Origin of the sequence: Mesorhizobium sp. M1273 (assembly GCF_040318195.1) — a bacterium.
Classification (GTDB): domain Bacteria; phylum Pseudomonadota; class Alphaproteobacteria; order Rhizobiales; family Rhizobiaceae; genus Mesorhizobium.
In genome coordinates, this window is record NZ_JAMYLV010000015.1 from 25,370 (window position 1) to 43,600 (window position 18,231).

At 63.3% G+C, this 18,231-nt stretch carries 14 protein-coding genes and 1 pseudogene; 8 read left to right on the forward strand and 7 right to left on the reverse strand.

The window, feature by feature from the left end:
* Positions 1-60: 60 nt before the first annotated feature.
* Positions 61-2,934, reverse strand: a complete 2,874-nt coding sequence (locus tag NKH30_RS17550; RefSeq protein ID WP_352996323.1) for a putative Ig domain-containing protein — start codon at positions 2,932-2,934, stop codon at positions 61-63.
* Positions 2,935-3,216: 282 nt separating this feature from the next.
* On the opposite strand from NKH30_RS17550, the gene dnaG reads away from it, so the two are divergent.
* The 4 genes from dnaG to NKH30_RS17570 all read left to right on the forward strand — a co-directional run bounded on the left by dnaG (position 3,217) and on the right by NKH30_RS17570 (position 8,666).
* On the forward strand, positions 3,217-5,178 hold the full coding sequence (gene dnaG, locus NKH30_RS17555; RefSeq protein WP_352473950.1) for a DNA primase: 1,962 nt from the start codon (positions 3,217-3,219) through the stop codon (positions 5,176-5,178).
* A gap of 374 nt (positions 5,179-5,552) precedes the next feature.
* Positions 5,553-7,574, forward strand: coding sequence for an RNA polymerase sigma factor RpoD (gene rpoD, locus NKH30_RS17560; RefSeq protein ID WP_023678297.1), 2,022 nt, complete (start codon positions 5,553-5,555; stop codon positions 7,572-7,574).
* A 207-nt stretch (positions 7,575-7,781) separates the two neighbouring features.
* Positions 7,782-8,075 (forward strand): GYD domain-containing protein, encoded by a 294-nt coding sequence (locus tag NKH30_RS17565; protein ID WP_292658752.1) that lies wholly within the window; start codon positions 7,782-7,784, stop codon positions 8,073-8,075.
* Between the two features lie 210 nt (positions 8,076-8,285).
* Positions 8,286-8,666, forward strand: a complete 381-nt coding sequence (locus NKH30_RS17570; protein ID WP_352542055.1) for a thiol-disulfide oxidoreductase DCC family protein — start codon at positions 8,286-8,288, stop codon at positions 8,664-8,666.
* Between the two features lie 63 nt (positions 8,667-8,729).
* On the opposite strand, the gene NKH30_RS17575 is transcribed toward NKH30_RS17570, so the two are convergent.
* Positions 8,730-8,987 carry a DUF2798 domain-containing protein gene (locus NKH30_RS17575; protein WP_352542056.1) on the reverse strand — a complete coding sequence of 86 codons (258 nt, stop codon included), beginning with the start codon at positions 8,985-8,987 and terminating at the stop codon, positions 8,730-8,732.
* Between the two features lie 270 nt (positions 8,988-9,257).
* On the opposite strand from NKH30_RS17575, the gene NKH30_RS17580 reads away from it, so the two are divergent.
* Both NKH30_RS17580 and NKH30_RS17585 read left to right on the forward strand, forming a co-directional pair.
* On the forward strand, positions 9,258-9,941 hold the full coding sequence (locus NKH30_RS17580) for a PadR family transcriptional regulator (protein WP_352491496.1): 684 nt from the start codon (positions 9,258-9,260) through the stop codon (positions 9,939-9,941).
* Positions 9,942-10,053: 112 nt separating this feature from the next.
* Positions 10,054-10,344: an HlyU family transcriptional regulator gene (locus NKH30_RS17585; RefSeq protein WP_023678291.1), complete on the forward strand. Its 291-nt coding sequence runs from the start codon at positions 10,054-10,056 to the stop codon at positions 10,342-10,344.
* Between the two features lie 8 nt (positions 10,345-10,352).
* Here NKH30_RS17585 and NKH30_RS17590 read toward each other — a convergent pair whose 3' ends face one another.
* From NKH30_RS17590 to NKH30_RS17600, 3 genes are all read right to left on the reverse strand, one after another.
* Positions 10,353-12,929 carry a polynucleotide kinase-phosphatase gene (locus NKH30_RS17590; RefSeq protein ID WP_352542057.1) on the reverse strand — a complete coding sequence of 859 codons (2,577 nt, stop codon included), beginning with the start codon at positions 12,927-12,929 and terminating at the stop codon, positions 10,353-10,355.
* Positions 12,926-14,308: a 3' terminal RNA ribose 2'-O-methyltransferase Hen1 gene (locus NKH30_RS17595; RefSeq protein WP_352491494.1), complete on the reverse strand. Its 1,383-nt coding sequence runs from the start codon at positions 14,306-14,308 to the stop codon at positions 12,926-12,928. Before NKH30_RS17595 ends, NKH30_RS17590 begins: the two co-directional genes overlap by 4 nt.
* A 125-nt stretch (positions 14,309-14,433) precedes the next feature.
* Positions 14,434-15,078 (reverse strand): FMN-dependent NADH-azoreductase, encoded by a 645-nt coding sequence (locus NKH30_RS17600; RefSeq protein ID WP_352491493.1) that lies wholly within the window; start codon positions 15,076-15,078, stop codon positions 14,434-14,436.
* 110 nt (positions 15,079-15,188) lie between these two features.
* Between NKH30_RS17600 and NKH30_RS17605 the strand changes: the two are divergent.
* A pseudogene (locus NKH30_RS17605) lies at positions 15,189-16,145 on the forward strand (LysR family transcriptional regulator).
* Here the strand turns inward: NKH30_RS17605 and NKH30_RS17610 are convergent.
* Positions 16,078-16,704, reverse strand: coding sequence for a TetR/AcrR family transcriptional regulator (locus NKH30_RS17610; RefSeq protein ID WP_352542059.1), 627 nt, complete (start codon positions 16,702-16,704; stop codon positions 16,078-16,080). The pseudogene NKH30_RS17605 and the gene NKH30_RS17610 overlap by 68 nt on opposite strands.
* Before the next feature lie 66 nt (positions 16,705-16,770).
* Between NKH30_RS17610 and NKH30_RS17615 the strand changes: the two genes are divergently transcribed.
* The gene (locus NKH30_RS17615; RefSeq protein ID WP_352473963.1) at positions 16,771-17,196 is read left to right on the forward strand and encodes a VOC family protein; all 426 of its coding nucleotides are present in this window, start codon (positions 16,771-16,773) and stop codon (positions 17,194-17,196) included.
* Here NKH30_RS17615 and NKH30_RS17620 read toward each other — a convergent pair.
* Complete coding sequence (locus tag NKH30_RS17620; protein WP_023678284.1) at positions 17,193-18,143, reverse strand: S1C family serine protease; 951 nt, start codon at positions 18,141-18,143, stop codon at positions 17,193-17,195. The two genes, NKH30_RS17615 and NKH30_RS17620, sit on opposite strands and share 4 nt — an antisense overlap.
* Positions 18,144-18,231 lie beyond the last annotated feature (88 nt).

An 18,231-nucleotide genomic window follows, 5' to 3' on the forward strand; every position in this document is an offset into this window, starting at 1 on the left:
TGGTCAATGAAAGAGAGGCGGCCCGCCAAGGCCGCCTTTTTTCATTGGTCCATCTTGATCCTAATTCAGCGCGGCCGAAAGTTTCACGGTTCCGCTGAAATACTTCGCCGAATCGGAGCCGATGCCGCCATAGCTGGTGGAGAGGCCGAGACGCATGCCGCCCGGCATGCGGGTATCGATGCCGGCTCCGACGCGGCCATGGAAATTGTCGGCGCCGCTTTCGGTCGCTGTGTCGCTTATGTCGAAGACGCCGTCGAGCCGCAGGTTAAAGTCGAGGGTAACGTCGTCATCCGTGACATGGCGATAGGAAACGCCGGGGCCGAAGGCGATCTGGCCGAGGCCGGCGGTGACGGAGGGAATGGGGACGTTCAGGCCGTCGACATAGGCTCCCGATTTTTCCTCGAAATAGGAGAAGCGCGCCCGCGGCGAGAAGGTCCAGGCGTCATATTGCCATTCCCCTTGCAGCGTGGCGCTGACCAGCCAACGGCTGGCGTCGAAGCCGTCGGTGTAGGTATCCATGGGGCTGACGCTGTTCGAGGATGTTCCAGCTCCGGCGAGCAAATCGAAATACAGATTGTCCGTCAGCCGAGCGGTCAAATAAGGCCCGGCGATCCAGCCGGTGCCCTCGGCGGTTCCGCCGCCGCTGCCGGTGAAGCCGTCGGTACGATCGATCTGGACGAAGGCGCCAACAAGCAGATTGCGGCTGACCAGATAGTCGGCGCCGAAGGTTGCGAGGGCGAATTTGCCGTCTTGGTCATTGATGTCGAAGCGGCTGTAAGTGCCTTCGAACCAGATGTCGAACAGGCTGTTGGCATCTTCCCCGCCAAGCCGCCGCATGGAGGCAAGGCTTGCGCTGACATTGACCGAGTTGGTGTCGGCCATGCCGGGCAGGTACGCGAGCAGGGTGGCCACTGGGCTGCCGCCGCCGGCGACGCCGTCGAGCCGGTCGATGCGGCGCTGGATGTCGGGCTGGTTCTCCAGGATGAGGCTGGCGCGTGTCTCCATGAATTCCTTGATGAGCGCCGTGGTATTTTCGCGTGAATTGGTGCTGGCGAACGTGCAGACGACGCTTTCGCCGGGCGCCATGTTGATCACAGCCGTGCGGTTCGCCACATTGCCGACGGAATCGCCATCGTTGCAACTGATCGAGGTCAAGGCGAAGCCGGCGGCGGTCATGTCGGCGGCGGTGATGCTGTAGGAGCCGGTCGGCAGCGAAACGGCCGGTCCGTCGCCGGAGCCGCTGCTGGTGGCGATGGTGAAGTTGAGGCCGGGCGCCGGCGAGGAGAAGCCGAAGGAGCCGTCGCCGCTGTCGGTGGTCTGGCGGATGGTGATGGAGCCCAGGGCGTGGACTTCCTGGGCGAGCGCGCTGGAGGTGCTTGTCGCGTTGTTCGCGTCGCCATTGTAGGTCGCGACGACCTGACGGGTGCCGACCGGGAGGGCGGACGTCGTCAGGGCGGCGGTACCGCCGGCGAGCGCGACCGTAGCGGCGGGCGAGCCGTCGACACTGAAGGTGACCGTTCCGGCCGGCGGCGGGTTGCCGGGAGCCGAAACCGTTGCCGTGAAAGTGACCTGATCGCCCTGATTGGAAGGGTTGAGGCTGGAAACGACCAAGGTGGTGGTGCCAAGCTTGTCGATGGTCACCGAATAGGCCTTGGAACCGGATTTCCCATTCTGATCGGTTGCAACTGCGGTGAAGTCGAATGTGCCGGTATTGGTCGGGGTACCGGAGAGCAGACCGGTCGCGTCGAAGCTGATGCCCGACGGGAGGGTTCCGGACGTCAGCGCGAAAGTATAAGGCACCGCGCCGCCGCTGGCCGCAAGCTGTTGCGAATAGGCCTGGTTGTATATGGGGTTTGGCAAGGATGCCGGCGTCAGCTCGACGGTCGGCTCGGCAATGATCAGCGTGTAGGATTTCGAACCGATGAAACCGTTTGCGTCGGTTGCCGCCACGACCAGGTTGAACGTGCCGGTATTAGTCGGGGTTCCGGAGAGCAGACCGGCCGCGTCGAAGCTGATGCCCGACGGGAGGGTTCCGGACGTCAGCGCGAAAGTGTAGGGCGTCATACCGCCGCTGGCCGTCAGCTGCTGCGAATAGGCCTGGTTGTAGACCGGACTGGGCAATGACGGCGGCGAGACCGTGATCACGGGCGGTGTAAAGGTGACCGTGTTGTCGGTGCTGGTCGAGGCTTCGTTCGCATCGACGGCGGCGTTGGTTGCCACGCCGGCCGGTATTGTGGCCACGACGGACCCTGAACCCGTCATGCCGCTGACCGCGACGCTGAAAGTGCTGCCGGAGCCCGTAACGACAGCGATGGTGGCGCCGGAAAGCACAACGTCGCTGCCGCTGAAGCCGGTCACCGGCTCGCTGAAGACCACGTCGAAGAGGATTGGTGACGAACCGGTCGGATCGCTCTGGCCGGCAGCCTGGTTGACGGTCACTGTCAGCGGCGGTGGTGGCGGCAGATTGTAGGTGACGGTATTGTCGGTGCTGGTCGAGGGCTCGTTCGGATCGACGCTGGCGTTGGTTGCCACGCCGGCCGGTATTGTGGCCACGACGGAACCTGAACCCGTCATGCCGCTGACCAAAACGCTGTAGGAGCTGCCGGAGCCGGTAACGGACGCGGTGGTGGCGCCGGCGGTGCCGGAAAGATCGACGTCGCTGCCATTGAAGCCGGTCACCGGCTCGCTGAAGACCACGTCGAACCGAATTGGTGAGGAACCGGTCGGATCGCTCTGGCCGGCAGCCTGGTTGATGGTCACCGTCGGCAGCGCGAACGCCGCGGTCGGCACGAGCACGAACACGAGAATGGCGGCGAGGGCGCGCCTCAGCGTTGCGAACAAAAGCAGAAAAATCGACGACAACAGAAAGGAAAGTGCGGACAACGGCAAACGCCGCAGCCGCATGGTGACATGCGCATCCAGAGCTACGGTCACCCCGTCCCCCAAAATCCCCCGACCGGCGGGCCTGCTCTCTACGGGCGCTGAATTCCGGACGAGTCGCCTTTGCTTATGATCATCTAGATTGGCGAGTTCATGCAAAGTCAATCTTGAAGCCACGGGTCAGGTAAGCTTGAGACTATTCCCGCCGCGGTGTGGCAGCCATGCAACGTCAGGCGCCTGGACCCCTTGGCCCTGTGAAAACCGGGTATGGTTCCGCATTAGGAGTCGTCGGGCTTCGCCGGCGTGATTATATGGAGGCCAAACGAGCTGTCCCCCATGCGCTTTCCGCCTGCTTTCCTCGACGAGATCCGCGACCGCGTGCCGATTTCTTCGGTGATCGGCCAGCGCGTCGCGTGGGACAGGAAGAAGACTAACGCGCCGCGCGGCGACTATTGGGCGTGCTGTCCCTTCCATGGCGAGAAGAGCCCGTCCTTCCACTGCGAGGACAAGAAGGGCCGCTACCATTGCTTCGGCTGCTCGGTTTCGGGCGACCATTTCAAGTTCCTGACCGAACTTGACGGGATGAGCTTTCCTGAAGCGGTCGAGAAGATCGCCGACATGGCCGGCGTGCCGATGCCGGTTCGCGATGCCCAGGAGGAGCGGCGCGAAAAGGAACGCGCCAGCCTGACTGACGTCATGGAGATGGCGACGGCGTTCTTCCAGGAACGGCTGCAGGGACCGGAAGGGGCAAAGGCCCGCGCCTATCTGCGCGACCGGGGGCTGACACCGGCGACGCAGCAGTCTTTCCGCCTCGGCTATGCACCCGACAGCCGCAATGCGCTGAAGGAGCATCTTGCCGCCAAGGGTGTCCCCAAGGCCGACATCGAGGCGTGCGGGCTGGTGCGCCATGGCGACGACGTCCCGGTTTCCTACGATTGGTTCCGCGACCGCATCATGTTCCCGATCCCGGATTCCAGGGGCAAGATCATCGCCTTCGGCGGGCGGGCACTGGCGCCGGATGCGCTGGCCAAATACATGAACTCGCCCGATACGGAGCTCTTCCACAAAGGCAACGTGCTCTATAATTTCGCCCGTGCGCGGCAAGCGCTCGGAAAGGGGGCGCTGGCCAAGGGCGGCACGGTCATTGCCGTAGAGGGCTACATCGATGTGATCGCGCTGGCGCAGGCCGGCTTCGAAAACGTGGTGGCGCCGCTCGGCACCGCGTTGACTGAAAACCAGCTCGAACTTCTATGGCGCATGGCTGGCGAGCCGGTGCTGTGCTTCGACGGCGACCAGGCCGGGTTGAAGGCAGCGTGGCGCGCCGCCGACATGGCGCTGCCGGCGGTCCAGGCAGGCCGCTCCGTGCGCTTCGCCCTGCTGCCGGAGGGCAAGGATCCCGACGATCTGGTCAAGGGTGACGGGCCGGATGCGTTCCGCGCCGTGCTTTCCGAGGCACGGCCGCTGGCCGACCTCTTGTGGATGCGCGAGACCGCCGGCGGCATCTTCGACACGCCGGAACGGCGGGCGGAGCTCGAAAAGACGCTACGCGAACTGACCAGCCGCATCCGCGACGAGAGCCTTCGCTATCACTACCAACAGGAAATGCGCGAGCGCGTGCAGAGCTTCTTCGGTGCCCAGCGCGGACGCCAGGGACGTCAGGACGGACGGCCCGGTGAGCGCTTCCCGGGCAGGGTCTCAGCACCCGGCGGACAGTTTGCACGTGGCGGCGGTGCCGGTGGGCGCACCGCGATCACCGAAAGCCTCGGCCGCTCGGCGCTGGTCAAACGCGACGGCGAGGGCATGTCGGTGCGCGAGGCGACGATCATTGCGGCCCTCGTCAACCATCCCGTGCTGATCGACGAGAATTTCGCCCATGTCGAGTTCCTCGATCTCGCCAATTCCGATCTGAAGCGGCTGCATGCGGCCATCCTCGACGCCATGGCGCACGATATGGCCAACAACCGCGAGGCTGTAATCGCGACGATCGAGCGGGCCGGCTGCGGTGAGGTCTGGCAGCGCGCGGTGGCGCTGATCAAACGTGCGCGGCAATGGCCGGCGCTGGAAACGGCAGCACTCGACGATGCTCGCGATGCGTTCAGCCAAGCTCTCCACTTGCAGCGCAGCGCGCGCACCTTACATAAGGAGCTGAAGCAGGCGGAAGCAGCGCTCGCCAGCGATCCCACGGACGAAAATTACCGGCACCTGGTCGAAATCCAGGCGCAATTTCGTGATGTGCAGGCAACGGAAGCGCTGATTGAAGGGTTTGGCGTATCGTCGGGCAGAGCTGGGCGCGTTTAGATCGAAGCCTCCAGAAGACTGAAATGTAAGGACGTGCTTGCGCGTTGAATCAAGCGTGCGGTGCTCTAAGTCGGGTAATTGATTCGCTTTTTTCATGCGAATCATGCGAGAGGCGCTTGACCTTCCGGCAGAATGGCGGAATCAGGTCGATTCGAAACGTTAACCCGCCCCAGCATCGACGGGAATGCAGCGATGTAAGGTACTGATCACTGGACAGGCAGTCAGCTTGCCACAGATATCAGGGTTAATCTGGACTTAACGAGAGATGCAGTTACTGGCCCGGTAAAGCGCGTTCTGGAAAGAGCGCATCCAATTTGACCGGACCGGCAGCTTACGCGGCTTTGATACTCAGCCGCTTGGAGAAAATAAAGACTATGGCGACAAAAGAAAAGGAAGAAGTCGAGACCGAACGCGAGGCCGCGACCGATGGCCCTCTGCTCGACCTTTCCGACGATGCTGTCAAGAAGATGATCAAGGCCGCCAAGAAGCGCGGTTATGTCACCATGGACGAGCTGAATTCGGTGCTGCCCTCGGAGGAAGTGACCTCCGAGCAGATCGAGGACACGATGGCCATGCTTTCCGACATGGGCATCAACGTGGTCGAGGACGACGAGCAGGGCGAGGAGCCCGAAGCCGCCGACACCGCCGCTGACGCCGAGGAAGACGCCAACGAGCTGGCCGAGCAGACCGGCACCGCCGTCGCCGCCACCACGACCAAGAAAGAGCCGACCGACCGCACCGACGATCCGGTCCGCATGTATCTGCGCGAGATGGGCTCAGTCGAGCTTCTGTCGCGCGAGGGCGAAATCGCGATCGCCAAACGCATCGAGGCCGGCCGCGAGACGATGATCGCAGGCCTGTGCGAAAGCCCACTGACTTTCCAGGCCATCATCATCTGGCGTGACGAGCTCAACGAATCGAAGATTCTGCTGCGCGAGATCATCGATCTTGAAGCGACCTATGCCGGGCCGGAGGCCAAGCAGGCGCCGGTTGTCGAGCGTATCGAGGAAGCCAAGACCGAGGAAAAGTCGCGCCGTTCGCGCGAGGACGAGGACGACATTACCAATGTCGGCGGCGACACGCGTGGCCTGGTGGACGACGACGAGGAAGACGATGACGAGGCGAGCCTGTCGCTGGCGGCGATGGAAGCGGAACTGCGCCCGCAGGTGATGGAGACGCTCGACGTCATTGCCGACACCTACAAGAAACTGCGCAAGCTGCAGGACCAGCAGGTCGAGAACCGGCTGGCTGCCGCGGGCACGCTGTCGCCCAGCCAGGACCGCCGGCTGAAGGAATTGAAGGACCAGCTGATCAAGGCGGTGAAGTCGCTGTCCTTGAACACGGCGCGCATCGAGGCGCTGGTCGAGCAGCTCTACGACATCAACAAGCGCCTGGTGCAGAACGAAGGCAAGCTGCTCAGGCTGGCCGAAAGCTATGGCGTGCGCCGCGAGGAATTCCTCAAGGAATATCAGGGCTCGGAGCTCGATCCCAACTGGACGCGCTCGATCGGCAATCTGACCTCGCGCGGCTGGAAGGAATTCACCAAGAACGAGAAGGACGCCATCCGCGACCTGCGCGCCGAGATCCAGAACCTCGCCACCGAGACGGCGATTTCGATCCAGGAATTTCGCAAGATCGTCAACCAGGTGCAGAAGGGCGAGCGCGAAGCCGCGATCGCCAAGAAGGAAATGGTCGAGGCCAATCTGCGCCTCGTCATCTCCATCGCCAAGAAATATACCAATCGCGGCCTGCAGTTCCTCGACCTGATCCAGGAAGGCAATATTGGCCTGATGAAGGCGGTCGACAAATTCGAATACCGCCGCGGCTACAAGTTCTCGACCTACGCGACGTGGTGGATCCGGCAGGCGATCACCCGTTCGATCGCCGACCAGGCGCGCACCATCCGCATTCCGGTGCACATGATCGAAACGATCAACAAGATCGTGCGCACCTCGCGCCAGATGCTGCATGAGATCGGCCGTGAGCCGACGCCGGAAGAACTGGCGGAAAAGCTCGCCATGCCGCTGGAAAAAGTGCGCAAGGTGCTGAAGATCGCCAAGGAGCCGATCTCGCTCGAAACGCCGGTCGGCGACGAGGAGGATTCGCATCTGGGCGACTTCATCGAGGACAAGATGGCGATTCTGCCGATCGACGCGGCGATCCAGGCCAATTTGCGCGAGACGACGACGCGCGTGCTGGCCTCGCTGACGCCGCGCGAAGAGCGCGTGCTCAGAATGCGCTTCGGCATCGGCATGAACACCGACCACACGCTTGAAGAGGTCGGCCAGCAGTTCTCGGTCACCCGCGAGCGCATCCGCCAGATCGAAGCCAAGGCGCTGCGCAAGCTCAAGCACCCGAGCCGGTCGCGCAAGCTCAGAAGCTTCCTCGACAGCTGAGGCCGGGTGACGGATAAGCAGTTTAAAGGGCGCCGGTGGCGCCCTTTTCCGTTTGGACACAGGCGATCACGATTGGACGCGCCGCTCTTGCGGGTCGCGCCCTACGAGAGGATAATTCCGCGACGGACGCATTCTCTGGGCGACAAACCCGGATGCCCGCCCCGGCGGTTAGACGCCGTGCTCCGTGGCACCGGAGGGAGGTGTGCCATGACAACTTACATCGTGCTGATCAACTGGACGGAGCAAGGCGCCAAAAATGTGCGCGAATCGCCGAAGCGGCTCGATGCCGCCAAGAAGCTGCTGGGAGACATGGGCGGGTCCTTCAAGGCATTTTATCTCACCATGGGGGATTGTGACATGGTGGCCGTGCTCGAAGCGCCCGACGATGCTGTCCTGGCTCGTTTCTCGCTGATGCTGGCGACGGGCGGAAACGTCAGGACGCGGACACTCAAGGCTTTCCCCGAGGATGCCTATCGCGAGATCATCACCTCGCTCGGCTGAGCCGCGGCGCCTGAAGCGCGTCGCGCTGAACGGCCCTTGCGACGCGCTTTAGGCTCTTCTTTTTATGCATGTCGTTATCGTAAAACCGCTGCGTACCCTTTGGGCGACCTGGATCAGCGAAGCCGGCCATTCCGCCGGTATCGTATCACGTTGCGGCGCAACGGCATTTCTCGGATAATCCGTGCGTGTCCTCTGGTGCCGTTTCGAAACATGGCCAAGCCTCTGCTGACTGTCTGGTACAATACGCGCTGTCCGGTCTGCGATGCCGGCATCAGCCGGCAGAAGCGGCGGCTGATCGAGGCGGTCAAGGCCGGGCGGATCGAATTTCGCGACATCAATGCCGAACCGGCGGCGCTGGCCGGGTACGGCATCGGCCTGGAGGACATCCGGCGCAGGCTGCATGCGATCGACGCCGACGGCAAATTGCTGGTCGGCGCCGATGTTGCCATTGCTGTATGGCGCACGACGCCCGGCGAAGCCTGGCTCGCAACGCTGTTCGGCAATCCCGGCGCACTGCCGTTGACGCGCTATGGCTATGATCGCTTTGCCGATCTGCTCTATGCCTGGAACCGGCGCAAAGGCCGCTGGTAACGGGTATTATTCGCTCCGCACCGAAAGGTCCGGAGATTGTTTCCAGGTCTTTCGCGTGCCCTGCTATCGAGCCACGGGCTCGCAAAGCCAGCCAACGATGCGGCGCACCACCGGCAGCACCAGCAGCAGCGTCGGAAAGGCAACCAGCCAGGACAGGCCCCAAGCCGTCAGCCAAGTGGCCAGCATGTCGGGCTGGAAGCCAAGGCTTTTCAGTGTCGAGATGAACGACACGATGAACGTCATCAGCAACGACAGCACCAGCGGGCCGAGCACGGCGGCATTGCGCGCAGGCAGCTTGCTGCGCCGGGTTTTCATGGTCATTTGGATTTCCCTGAAGCATCCGGTTCGTCGCCTTGCATCCATTCGCCCGTATTGTCGGCGTAACTGCCCGGAACGACCGGGGTGGATGCGTTGCTTCACGTCAGACGCTTACGGAGCGGCCTTCGGCCCTCATGCACCGTCTAGCTGCCCTCGCTGGCGAAATCAATCCTGCTGGTGCCATTTTCAGATACATCGTAAGATATATCTTGACTCGGCCGTGGCGGGCACTTAGTTGAGATATATCGTAAGACATAACTCAAGGAGCAGACAATGCACAAAGACAATCATTTCAGCCATCATCGTTTCGGCGAACGCGCCGAGCGCGTCTTCATGCATATGGCCGGCAAGTTCGGCGGACGTGGCGGCGGCTTTGGCCCGTTCGGGCATGGCATGAGAGGCGGCGGACGCGGCGGGCCGGGCGACATGTTCCGCGCCGGCCGCATGCTGGCCGACGGCGATCTCAAGCTGATCACGCTGTCACTGCTGGCCGAGGCGCCGCGGCACGGCTACGACATCATCAAGGCGCTGGAGGAGCGCACCAGCGGCGTCTACAGCCCGAGCCCCGGCGTGGTCTATCCGACGCTGACCTTCCTGGAGGAGGCCGGCTACGCCGTTTCTGCGGCGGAAGGCAACAAGAAGGTGTTTTCAATCACCGAGGCTGGGCAGGCGCACCTCAACGAAAATCGCGAGATGATCGACCACGTGCTCGAACATCTCGAGCGCTTCGGCCGCAAGATGGCCAAGGCGCGCGACTGGTTCGGCTGGAACGATGACGGCGACGGTGGCCGGCGCGGCCGCGGCCGCTCGGAAAAGCGCGACGAGTTTCGCGCCGTGCGCCACCGGCTACGCGCCGCGCTCGGCGAGATCGTCGATGCGCCTGAAGCAAAGCAGGCCGAGGCAATCAGCATATTGGAAGCTGCCGCGGAAGCCCTGGAAGCACTGACGCGCGACTGACCTCTAACGGCAAGCCGCAGGCGGCCCTTGCCGGTCCAGCCAAGGACCGGTACTGAAAATCATCCTGCACCGCGCTATGTGGTGCAGGATGATTGCCGTTGGAGGATACCCCATGTCTTTTCTGAAGCGTCTTTTCGGCGGAGGCAACGAAGCCGCCGAGCCAAAGACAGCGGCGCCGGCAAAGCAGATCGAGCACAAGGGATTTTTGATCAGCGCCACGCCCTACAAGGCGGAGGGCCAGTACCAGACCTGCGGCGTGGTTTCGAAAGAGATCGACGGCGTGATGAAGGAGCACAAATTCATCCGCGCCGACCGCTTTGCCGGGCTTGATGATGCCGTCGACATCTCGATCAAAAAGGGCATCCAGCTGGTCGACGAGCAGGGCGAAAAGATCTTCGGATAGATCGGCTACTACAGCCTTGGGTCGATTGGCTCGCTTTCCAACGCCAGCACGGCGAAGACACACTCGTGAACCCGGCGTAGCGGCTGCTTGGCGACAAATCGCGTTAGCGCTTCGTGGCCAAGCGCGAACTCCCGGAGCGCCAGGCTGCGCTTGCCGGCCAGGCCGCGTTCTCGGAGGCGGATGAGATTGTCGGGTGAATCATATTCGGGACCATAGATGATGCGCAAATATTCCGGGCCGCGGACCTTCAGCGCCGGCTGGATGAGCCCCTTCTCGCCACGGCTGACGAAGTCGCGTGGTTTGACCACCATGCCTTCGCCGCCTGAGCCGGTCAGTGCTTCCCACCAGGCGACGGCCTCGGCACACGCGCTGCCGTCGGCGAGGTCAACCATACGCCATCGAGTCGGCGTGACCACGCCGCCACGGGCAGCCAGACGGTCCGCGAGCGACATGTGCCAGACATGGTCCTGGTCAAACCAAACACGTCCCTCGCTGGCCAGCAGGTGGAAAGGCGCGGCCTTAAGGTCCTCGACGCCCGAAACTGGCCATACGTAGGGCGCCCAGGCGGTCGCGTATTTGGCTGCGCGGACGGCCCGGTCTTCAAGGCGTGCGTTCAGGCCGGCTGCATCGACGCCGCGCGCCATCGCACGGGCCAGCGCCTCGTTGCTGGCCTTGAAACCGGCGGCAGAGGATATCGCCACAGGCGCATACTGGCTTTCGATCAGACTGCCGGCCTTGGCCGACCAAGGCATTATCTCGGCGTCCAGCAGCAGCCAGTCGCTGTTCAATTCCTTCCACAGATCCGCCGCGTCGACCTCGGTGCGAAGACGGGCGAGCAGGTCCTCCGTCATGGCACTGTCATTGAAAAAGGAGCGTCCGGTGCGGGTCCAGATTGCGCCGGTTTCGTCGCCAGGGACCCCGAAGCGGCTGCGTGCCGCCTGCGCGTTCCGGCAGAGCGCGATCACTGCCCGCGAACCCATGTGCTTCTCCTCGCACACGATCTGCGCAACGCCGCGCTCGCGGAAGTAAGCGAAGGCATCCTCCGGACGTTCCAGCCAGCCGTCCTGGCTGCTGGTCTCGGACGGCGACATGGTCGGCGGCAGATAGATCAGCCATTGCGGCGAGAGCGCGAAGCGGCTCATCACCTCCAGTGCTGCCGACGCGTTCTCCTCGGCCACGACAATCCGGCCCCTCAGTCCGGTCTCGATCCAACGGCGACCGGAGACATCCTGATAATCGAGCACGCCGTCGGCGTCGGCCTGTGCCGATTTACCGGGACCGGACCCGCCCAGCGGACGTATCGGCTCCGACCAGGTCTCGATTGCCGGCACCTCGACCAGTTCGCGTTCCGGCCAGCGCAAGGCCGTCAGCTTGCCGCCGAATACGCATCCGGTGTCGATGCACAGGGTGTTGTTGACCCATTCGGCCGATAGCGTGGGCGTATGTCCATAGATAATGGCCGTCTTGCCACGATAGGCCGCAGCCCAGTCGGCACGGACGGGCAGCCCGAATTCGTCGGTCTCGCCTGTGGTCTCGCCGTACAGAGCGAACTCGCGCACAGCGCCGGAACCGCGTCCGATCATCCCTTCCTTGAGGCCGGCATGGGCGACGGCGAGGCCTCCGCGATCGAGCCAGACATGGCTGCGCAGGCCGTCGAGAAAGGCCGGCAGCGCCTCGCGCAGGCCTCGGTCCTGTGCATTTAGCTGATCGAGAGTCTGCTGGAGGCCGTGAGCGACAGTGACCTTGCGGCCTTCTAGCCAGCGGCTGAGTTTGCGTTCATGGTTGCCCTGGACACAGTAAGCCGTTCCAGCCGCGACCATGCTCATGGCAATGCGCAGCACGTCGGGCGAGTTGGGGCCGCGATCGACGAGGTCGCCGACAAAGACGATCTTGCGGCCCTCTGGTGGAACCACGGTGACCATTCGGTCGCCCTGATGCTCAGACCAGGCGACGCTGTAGCCCAGTCGAGCGAGCAGGATATGAAGCTCATCCGAACAGCCATGGATGTCGCCAATGATATCGAACGGGCCATGGTCGTCGCGCTTATCGGTCCACAGCGGCTGTCGCGACACCTCGGCCGCGTCGATGCTGGCCTCGCTGGTAAGCTTCCAGACTTGGCGGAAGCCCTCGCGTTGGAGGCCGCCAAGACCCTTGCGGACCTCGGTTGTCATGCGCTGGGCGACCCCGGCGCCGAACTGCCGGTCGGCTCGCACCGCATTGCGTGCGACGCACACCTCGACGCCTGGATCGAGGACCACGGCGACGGGCAAAGCGTGCCACTTGCGCGCCAGCTCAATCCAGGGCTTGCGGTCGGCGGCTCGCACATTGGTGGCATCGATGACGGCCAGCCTGCGGTGTTTGAGCCGCTTGCCGGCTATTTCGCGAACCAGATCGAAGGCATCCGCAGAGACGTCCTGGTCGGTTTCGTCGTCGGAGATCAGCGCCCGGCACTGGTCCGAGGAGATAATCTCGGTCGTCAGGAAATGCTTGGTGGCGAAAGTCGACTTGCCCGATCCGGTCGAGCCGATCAGCACGACGAGGGCGAAGTCAGGAATGGTGAGGTTGGTCTTATCAGGTTCTCTCATCGGGTGAACACCGCCATCTGTGTGGGGGCGCCGAGGGTCGGGTCCTCGGCTCCGATACCGCTGAAGGTGGCTGCATAGCCATAGATCTCGCCGATTTTGGCCGCCCAGGCTTGGAACTGAGCCCGGCTCCATTCGAAACGGTGATCGGGATGGCGAAATGCGCCAGGGACCAGTCTTGGAAACAGAGCGTTGTAGTCCGCATTCGGAGTGGTCACGATGACGGATTTGGGCGCCGTCTCACCGAAAACGATGCGTTCGACCAGGGGCAGCCTGTCCTCGTCGAGATGCTCGATGACCTCGACCAGAACGGCGACGTCGGCTGCGGCCCAACGGCTGTCGCGGTAGGTCAGCGATCCATGCAGCAGCGTGACCCGGCCCTCGGGCGGCCCGCCTAATTCGTTCAGCTTGAGACGCTTTGCGGCCCATTCCAGTTCGCGCGCCGCCGGATCCAGACCGAACAGCATGTGGATCCATCGCTCGCGCACCAGCCTGTCGAGCAGCTTGCCTTCACCGCATCCCAGGTCCGCAACCGTGGTTCCTCCCGTCGCTCGAATGGCGTGGACAACTGCGTCCATGCGCAGATCGTTGAGCCGGATAGGCGTCTCCAGCGCTTCCTCGGGCGTGACGCGCAACTCGGCAGGTTGTGCCTCGCCAGCCGTCTCGGGAGCCAGCCGCTCCAGGGCGATGCGGGCCAAAGCCCGGCGATTGCCAAGGTAGCGGCGCACGATCAGGTCTTTGGCCGGATGGTTTTCCAGCCAGCCCTCTCCCTTGGACAGCAGCTTGTCGATCTCTGCTTCGCCGACCCAGTAATGCTTGGCATCGTCCATCACCGGGATCAGCACATAGAGGTGATTCAACAAGGCGCTGAGCCGGCCTGTGCCGGTCAGCTTCAGATGGCCGTATCGGGGCTCGCCTGCAGCACCCCCGATTCCTTCGATTGGCGTCAGATCGACTGTCCAGCCCAAGGGTTCGAACAAACTTCGAACCAGAACCTCACCGCCGCGCGTTGGCAGTGGCGTAACCACGGCTTCCAGCGGCAGTTCGCTGTCGGCCAGTTCCTGGCGCTCCTTCGATATACCGGTCATCGCCGTCCGCAGCATTTTGTTCAGCGCCACCGACAGGAAGGATGATGCTGCGTAAGGCCGGTCGTTCACATATTGGTCGAGCAGGCCTTCTGCCTGGCCCTTGCCCCGCACCAGTCCCACAGGATCGACATCGAGCAGGAGTGCAGCCTCGCACCGCTCTTCGGTTGCCTCGGGATAGAACAGCCACGCCTTGCCGAAAGACAGGTCGGTCTCGTGCAGGCGATCCGGATGCTTGTGCAGCAAGAAACCGAGATCGGTGGCCGGACGGTGCGTTGTGGCAACGGAAAGGAACATCCGCGACCGATAGCGCAGACAAGCGGAATAACCAATGGCGGTTGTGTGGCCCACCACAATAGGTTGTCGCCAACGACAACAAGGGCAGGCGCCGGGCGCCTGCCCTTTCAGACGATGCTGACGCTTTACGCCGCGGTGGCGACGCGCTCGGCATTGCCGGTCGCGGCTACAATGGCGTCGACCTTGGTCGAGGCCTTGGCCAGCGCTGCTGCCACCGCATCGGCGCCCATGCCGACTCCTTCGATGCGGATGACCTCGAGATCGGTCATGCCGAGGAAGCCAAGCACGCTGCGCAGGTAGGGAATGGCGTGATCGAACTGCACGGCCGCACCTTCGGAATAGATGCCGCCCGAAGCCAGCACGATGTAGACCTTCTTGCCGGTGACGAGGCCCTTGGGGCCGTTCTCGCCATAGGCAAAGCTCTTGCCGGAACGGGCAATGTGATCGACCCAGGACTTCAGCGTCGAGGAGATGTTGAAGTTGATGAAGCCGGTGGCGAGAATCACCGAATCGGCGGCGAACAGTTCATCCAGCACGACATCGGAGACGCCAACGACTTCAGCCTGGCGCGAGGTGCGCGCTTCGGCCGGCGTGTAGATGCCGGTCGCATAATCGGCATCGATGTGCGGCAACGGATTGGCGACGAGGTCGCGCACGACAAGCGTGTTCGACGGATCGGCGGCAACAAGCTTTTCGGCGAATTCAGTAGCAATACGGGTCGAGTGTGAGGCAGCGCCGCGCGGGCTCGATGTGACAAGAAGGATGGACATAATGGGGTCTCCAGGGTTGGATCAAAATCTCCCGGCAGATATGTGTGCGCAGACCCATTTGAAAAACTGGTATATTTTGTATATTATCCATCTAAAATGTGGATTGAACGATGCAACCGAACCCGACGCTTGACCAACTGCAGATCCTGGTTGCGGTGGCCGAGACCGGCAGCTTCTCGGCCGCCGGGCGCAAATTGAATCGCGCGCAATCGGTGATCAGCTACGCCATCGCCAACCTCGAAGCGTAGCTCGGGCTGAAGCTGTTCGAGCGCGAGGGCACGCGTGAACCGCAACTGACCGATGTCGGCAAGGCGACGCTGGAAGATGCGCGGCGCATGGTCGGCGTGCTGCAACGCATCCGCTCGCGTGTCGACGGATACCGGCAGGGATTGGAGGCGGAAGTGACGCTGTCGGTCGACGTGACGCTACCGTCGCCGGTGCTGGTTCGGGTGCTAAAGGCATTCGAGGCGCAGTTCCCGGCCGTGACGCTGCGTCTGCATATCGGCTCGCTTGGCCTTATCCTCGATCATGTTGTCGGCGGACAGGCCGATCTCGGCATCGGGGGGCTTCTGGGTGAGACGGACGTGAATCTGCTTCGCATCGGCTTCTTCTCCCTGGTGCCAGCCGCAGCGCCTGATCACCCTCTGGCGCTGCTGCCGAGACCAGTGGCGCTAGAGGATGTCCGCGAACACATCCAACTGGTCGTCTCGGACCAGTCCGAGCGTACGCGCGGGCGTGACTATGGCGTCTTCGCCTACCGCACCTGGCGGCTGACGGATGTGCGCACCAAGCACGTGCTGATGCGCGAGGGGCTGGGCTGGGGCGGGCTGCCGCGATGGCTCATCGCCGATGATCTGGCGACCGGCCGGCTCGTCGAACTCGATCTCGAGCCTTACAGCGAAGTCCGCTCGCCGCTCTATGCCATGCACCGCGCCGATCGCAGCCCGAAACCGGCGGCCGCCTGGCTGATCGACCAGTTCAAGCGCCAGCTAGGCTGTTTCAACGAGTTCGAACCGGGTGAGATACCTGAGGAGGAGCCGGAGACAGGCCGTCGATCAGCGCCATGAGAACGGCGCGATAGTCCTCGATCGATGCTCCAGTTTCGATGGCGAGCGCTGCGCGGTCGAAGGCGGCTGCGAGCAACGCGGTCAGTGCTTCCACAGGCAGTCTCGTCATGGAGTGCGAGCGCATCGCAGCAACAAGGCCTTCGCGCAGCGAACGGTTGCCATGGCGATTGTCGATCGCATCCATGGCGGCGCGGCCGAGTACGGCCGGGCCGTCAAGCAGCAAGAGCCGCGTGCGGCCGGGCGCACGCATGGCAGCCAGATAGGCATCCGAGCCGGCAATCAGCGCATCGCGGGCAAATAGCGAAGGCGGCGACGCGCGTTCGATCTCTTCCGAGACGGCTTGCGCCTCCTGTTCGACCACAGCGGCAAACAACGCCTGCTTGTCGGCAAAGTGATGATAGAGCGCGCCGCGCGTGACGCCGGCAGCGGCGACGATCTCGGGTGTGCCGGTCTCGGCATAGGACTTTTCGGTGAACAGTTTGCGAGCCGCGGCGATGAGCTCAGCGCGTGTCGCCTCGGTGCGATCACGGTTGGAGCGACGAGCGGATCCTTGTTGCATACATGCAGCCTGTATGTTATTGCCATTTACATGCAGACTGTATGTTATTTGCCGGGAGAAGGAAAGATGAGGACGACGAGCTATTATCCGGTGCTGATGACGAGCGACGTTGCCGGCACGGCAGCCTTTTATGTTGCGCATTTCGGCTTCAAGCCGCTGTTTGAGGCCTACTGGTACGTGCATCTGCGCTCAGCCGAAGATCGCCGCGTCAACCTCGGCATCGTCCAGGGCGATCATGAGACGATCCCGGAGGAAGGGCGGGGCCGCACATCTGGCCTGCTGATCAATTTCGAGGTCAGGGATCCGGATGCCATCTATGAGCGGATCACCGCCGCTGGCCTGCCGATCCTGCGAACGCTGCGCGACGAACCCTTCGGCCAGCGCCATTTCATCACCAGGGATCCCAACGGCGTGCTGATCGACGTGATCAGGCCGATCCCGCCGAGCCCAGAATTTATGGCGCAATATGCGCAGGGTGCTGCGGCGCGCTAACTCGCCCGCGCCAACGGCATCACGGTGACCTGAGTAATGCCGGAGCGGCGCACCACCGTGCACAGTGTCTCGCGGCCGATTCGCTCGGCGTCGAGCATGCGCACCAGATCGTCGACGCCGGTGACCGGGCGGCCGTCGATGGCGGCAATAATGTCGCCTTCCCTGAGGCCGGCTTTGGCCGCCGGGCTGTTCTTTTCGACGGTGCGCAGGCGCACCGCCGTGCTGCTCGATACTTGCGACAAAAGGGCTGCGCGGCGCGGCAGGTTGGTGGTGTCGGCGGAAACGCCGATGAAGGCACGGCGCACACGGCCGAAGCGGATGATTTCCGAGATGACGAAATTGGCGGTGTTGGAGGCAACCGCGAAGGCGATGCCTTGCGCACCGTGGATCATCGCGGTGTTAACGCCGATCACCTCGCCAGCCGAGGACACCAGCGGTCCGCCAGAATTGCCGGGGTTGAGCGCGGCGTCGGTCTGGATGACGTCGTCGATCAGCCGGCCGGTGGAGGCACGCATCGAGCGGCCGAGTGCCGAGACGACGCCAGTGGTGACGGTCCATTCGAAGCCGAGCGGATTGCCGATGGCAATAGCAATCTGGCCGCGCCTCAAACGCTTGGAATCGCCAAGCGGCGCAACATCGGCAAAGTTGCCGTCGGCGCGCACCAGCGCAATGTCGGTGTCGGGATCGCGGCCGAGCACGCGGCCTTCCCTGGAGGCGCCGTCCGGCATTGACACGCGTACGCTGCGCGCATCGCCGACGACGTGGAAGTTGGTGACGACCAGCCCGTCCTGCGCGATGACGAAGCCGGAGCCATGGCCACCCGGGCCACCGATGCGCTCGATGCGGCAGACGGCGGGCCCGATGCGGTCGACGGCATCGGCGACCGTCGCCGAATAGGCATCGAGAAGGGCATCGTCATATTGCAATTGCTGGGCGGGCAGGGCCATCCGAGGGCTCCGTTTGGAACAAGATGAACAATGCCTATATGTGCGGAGCGGCCGGACCGGCCGCGACCTGACCAGATGGCCAGTCAAA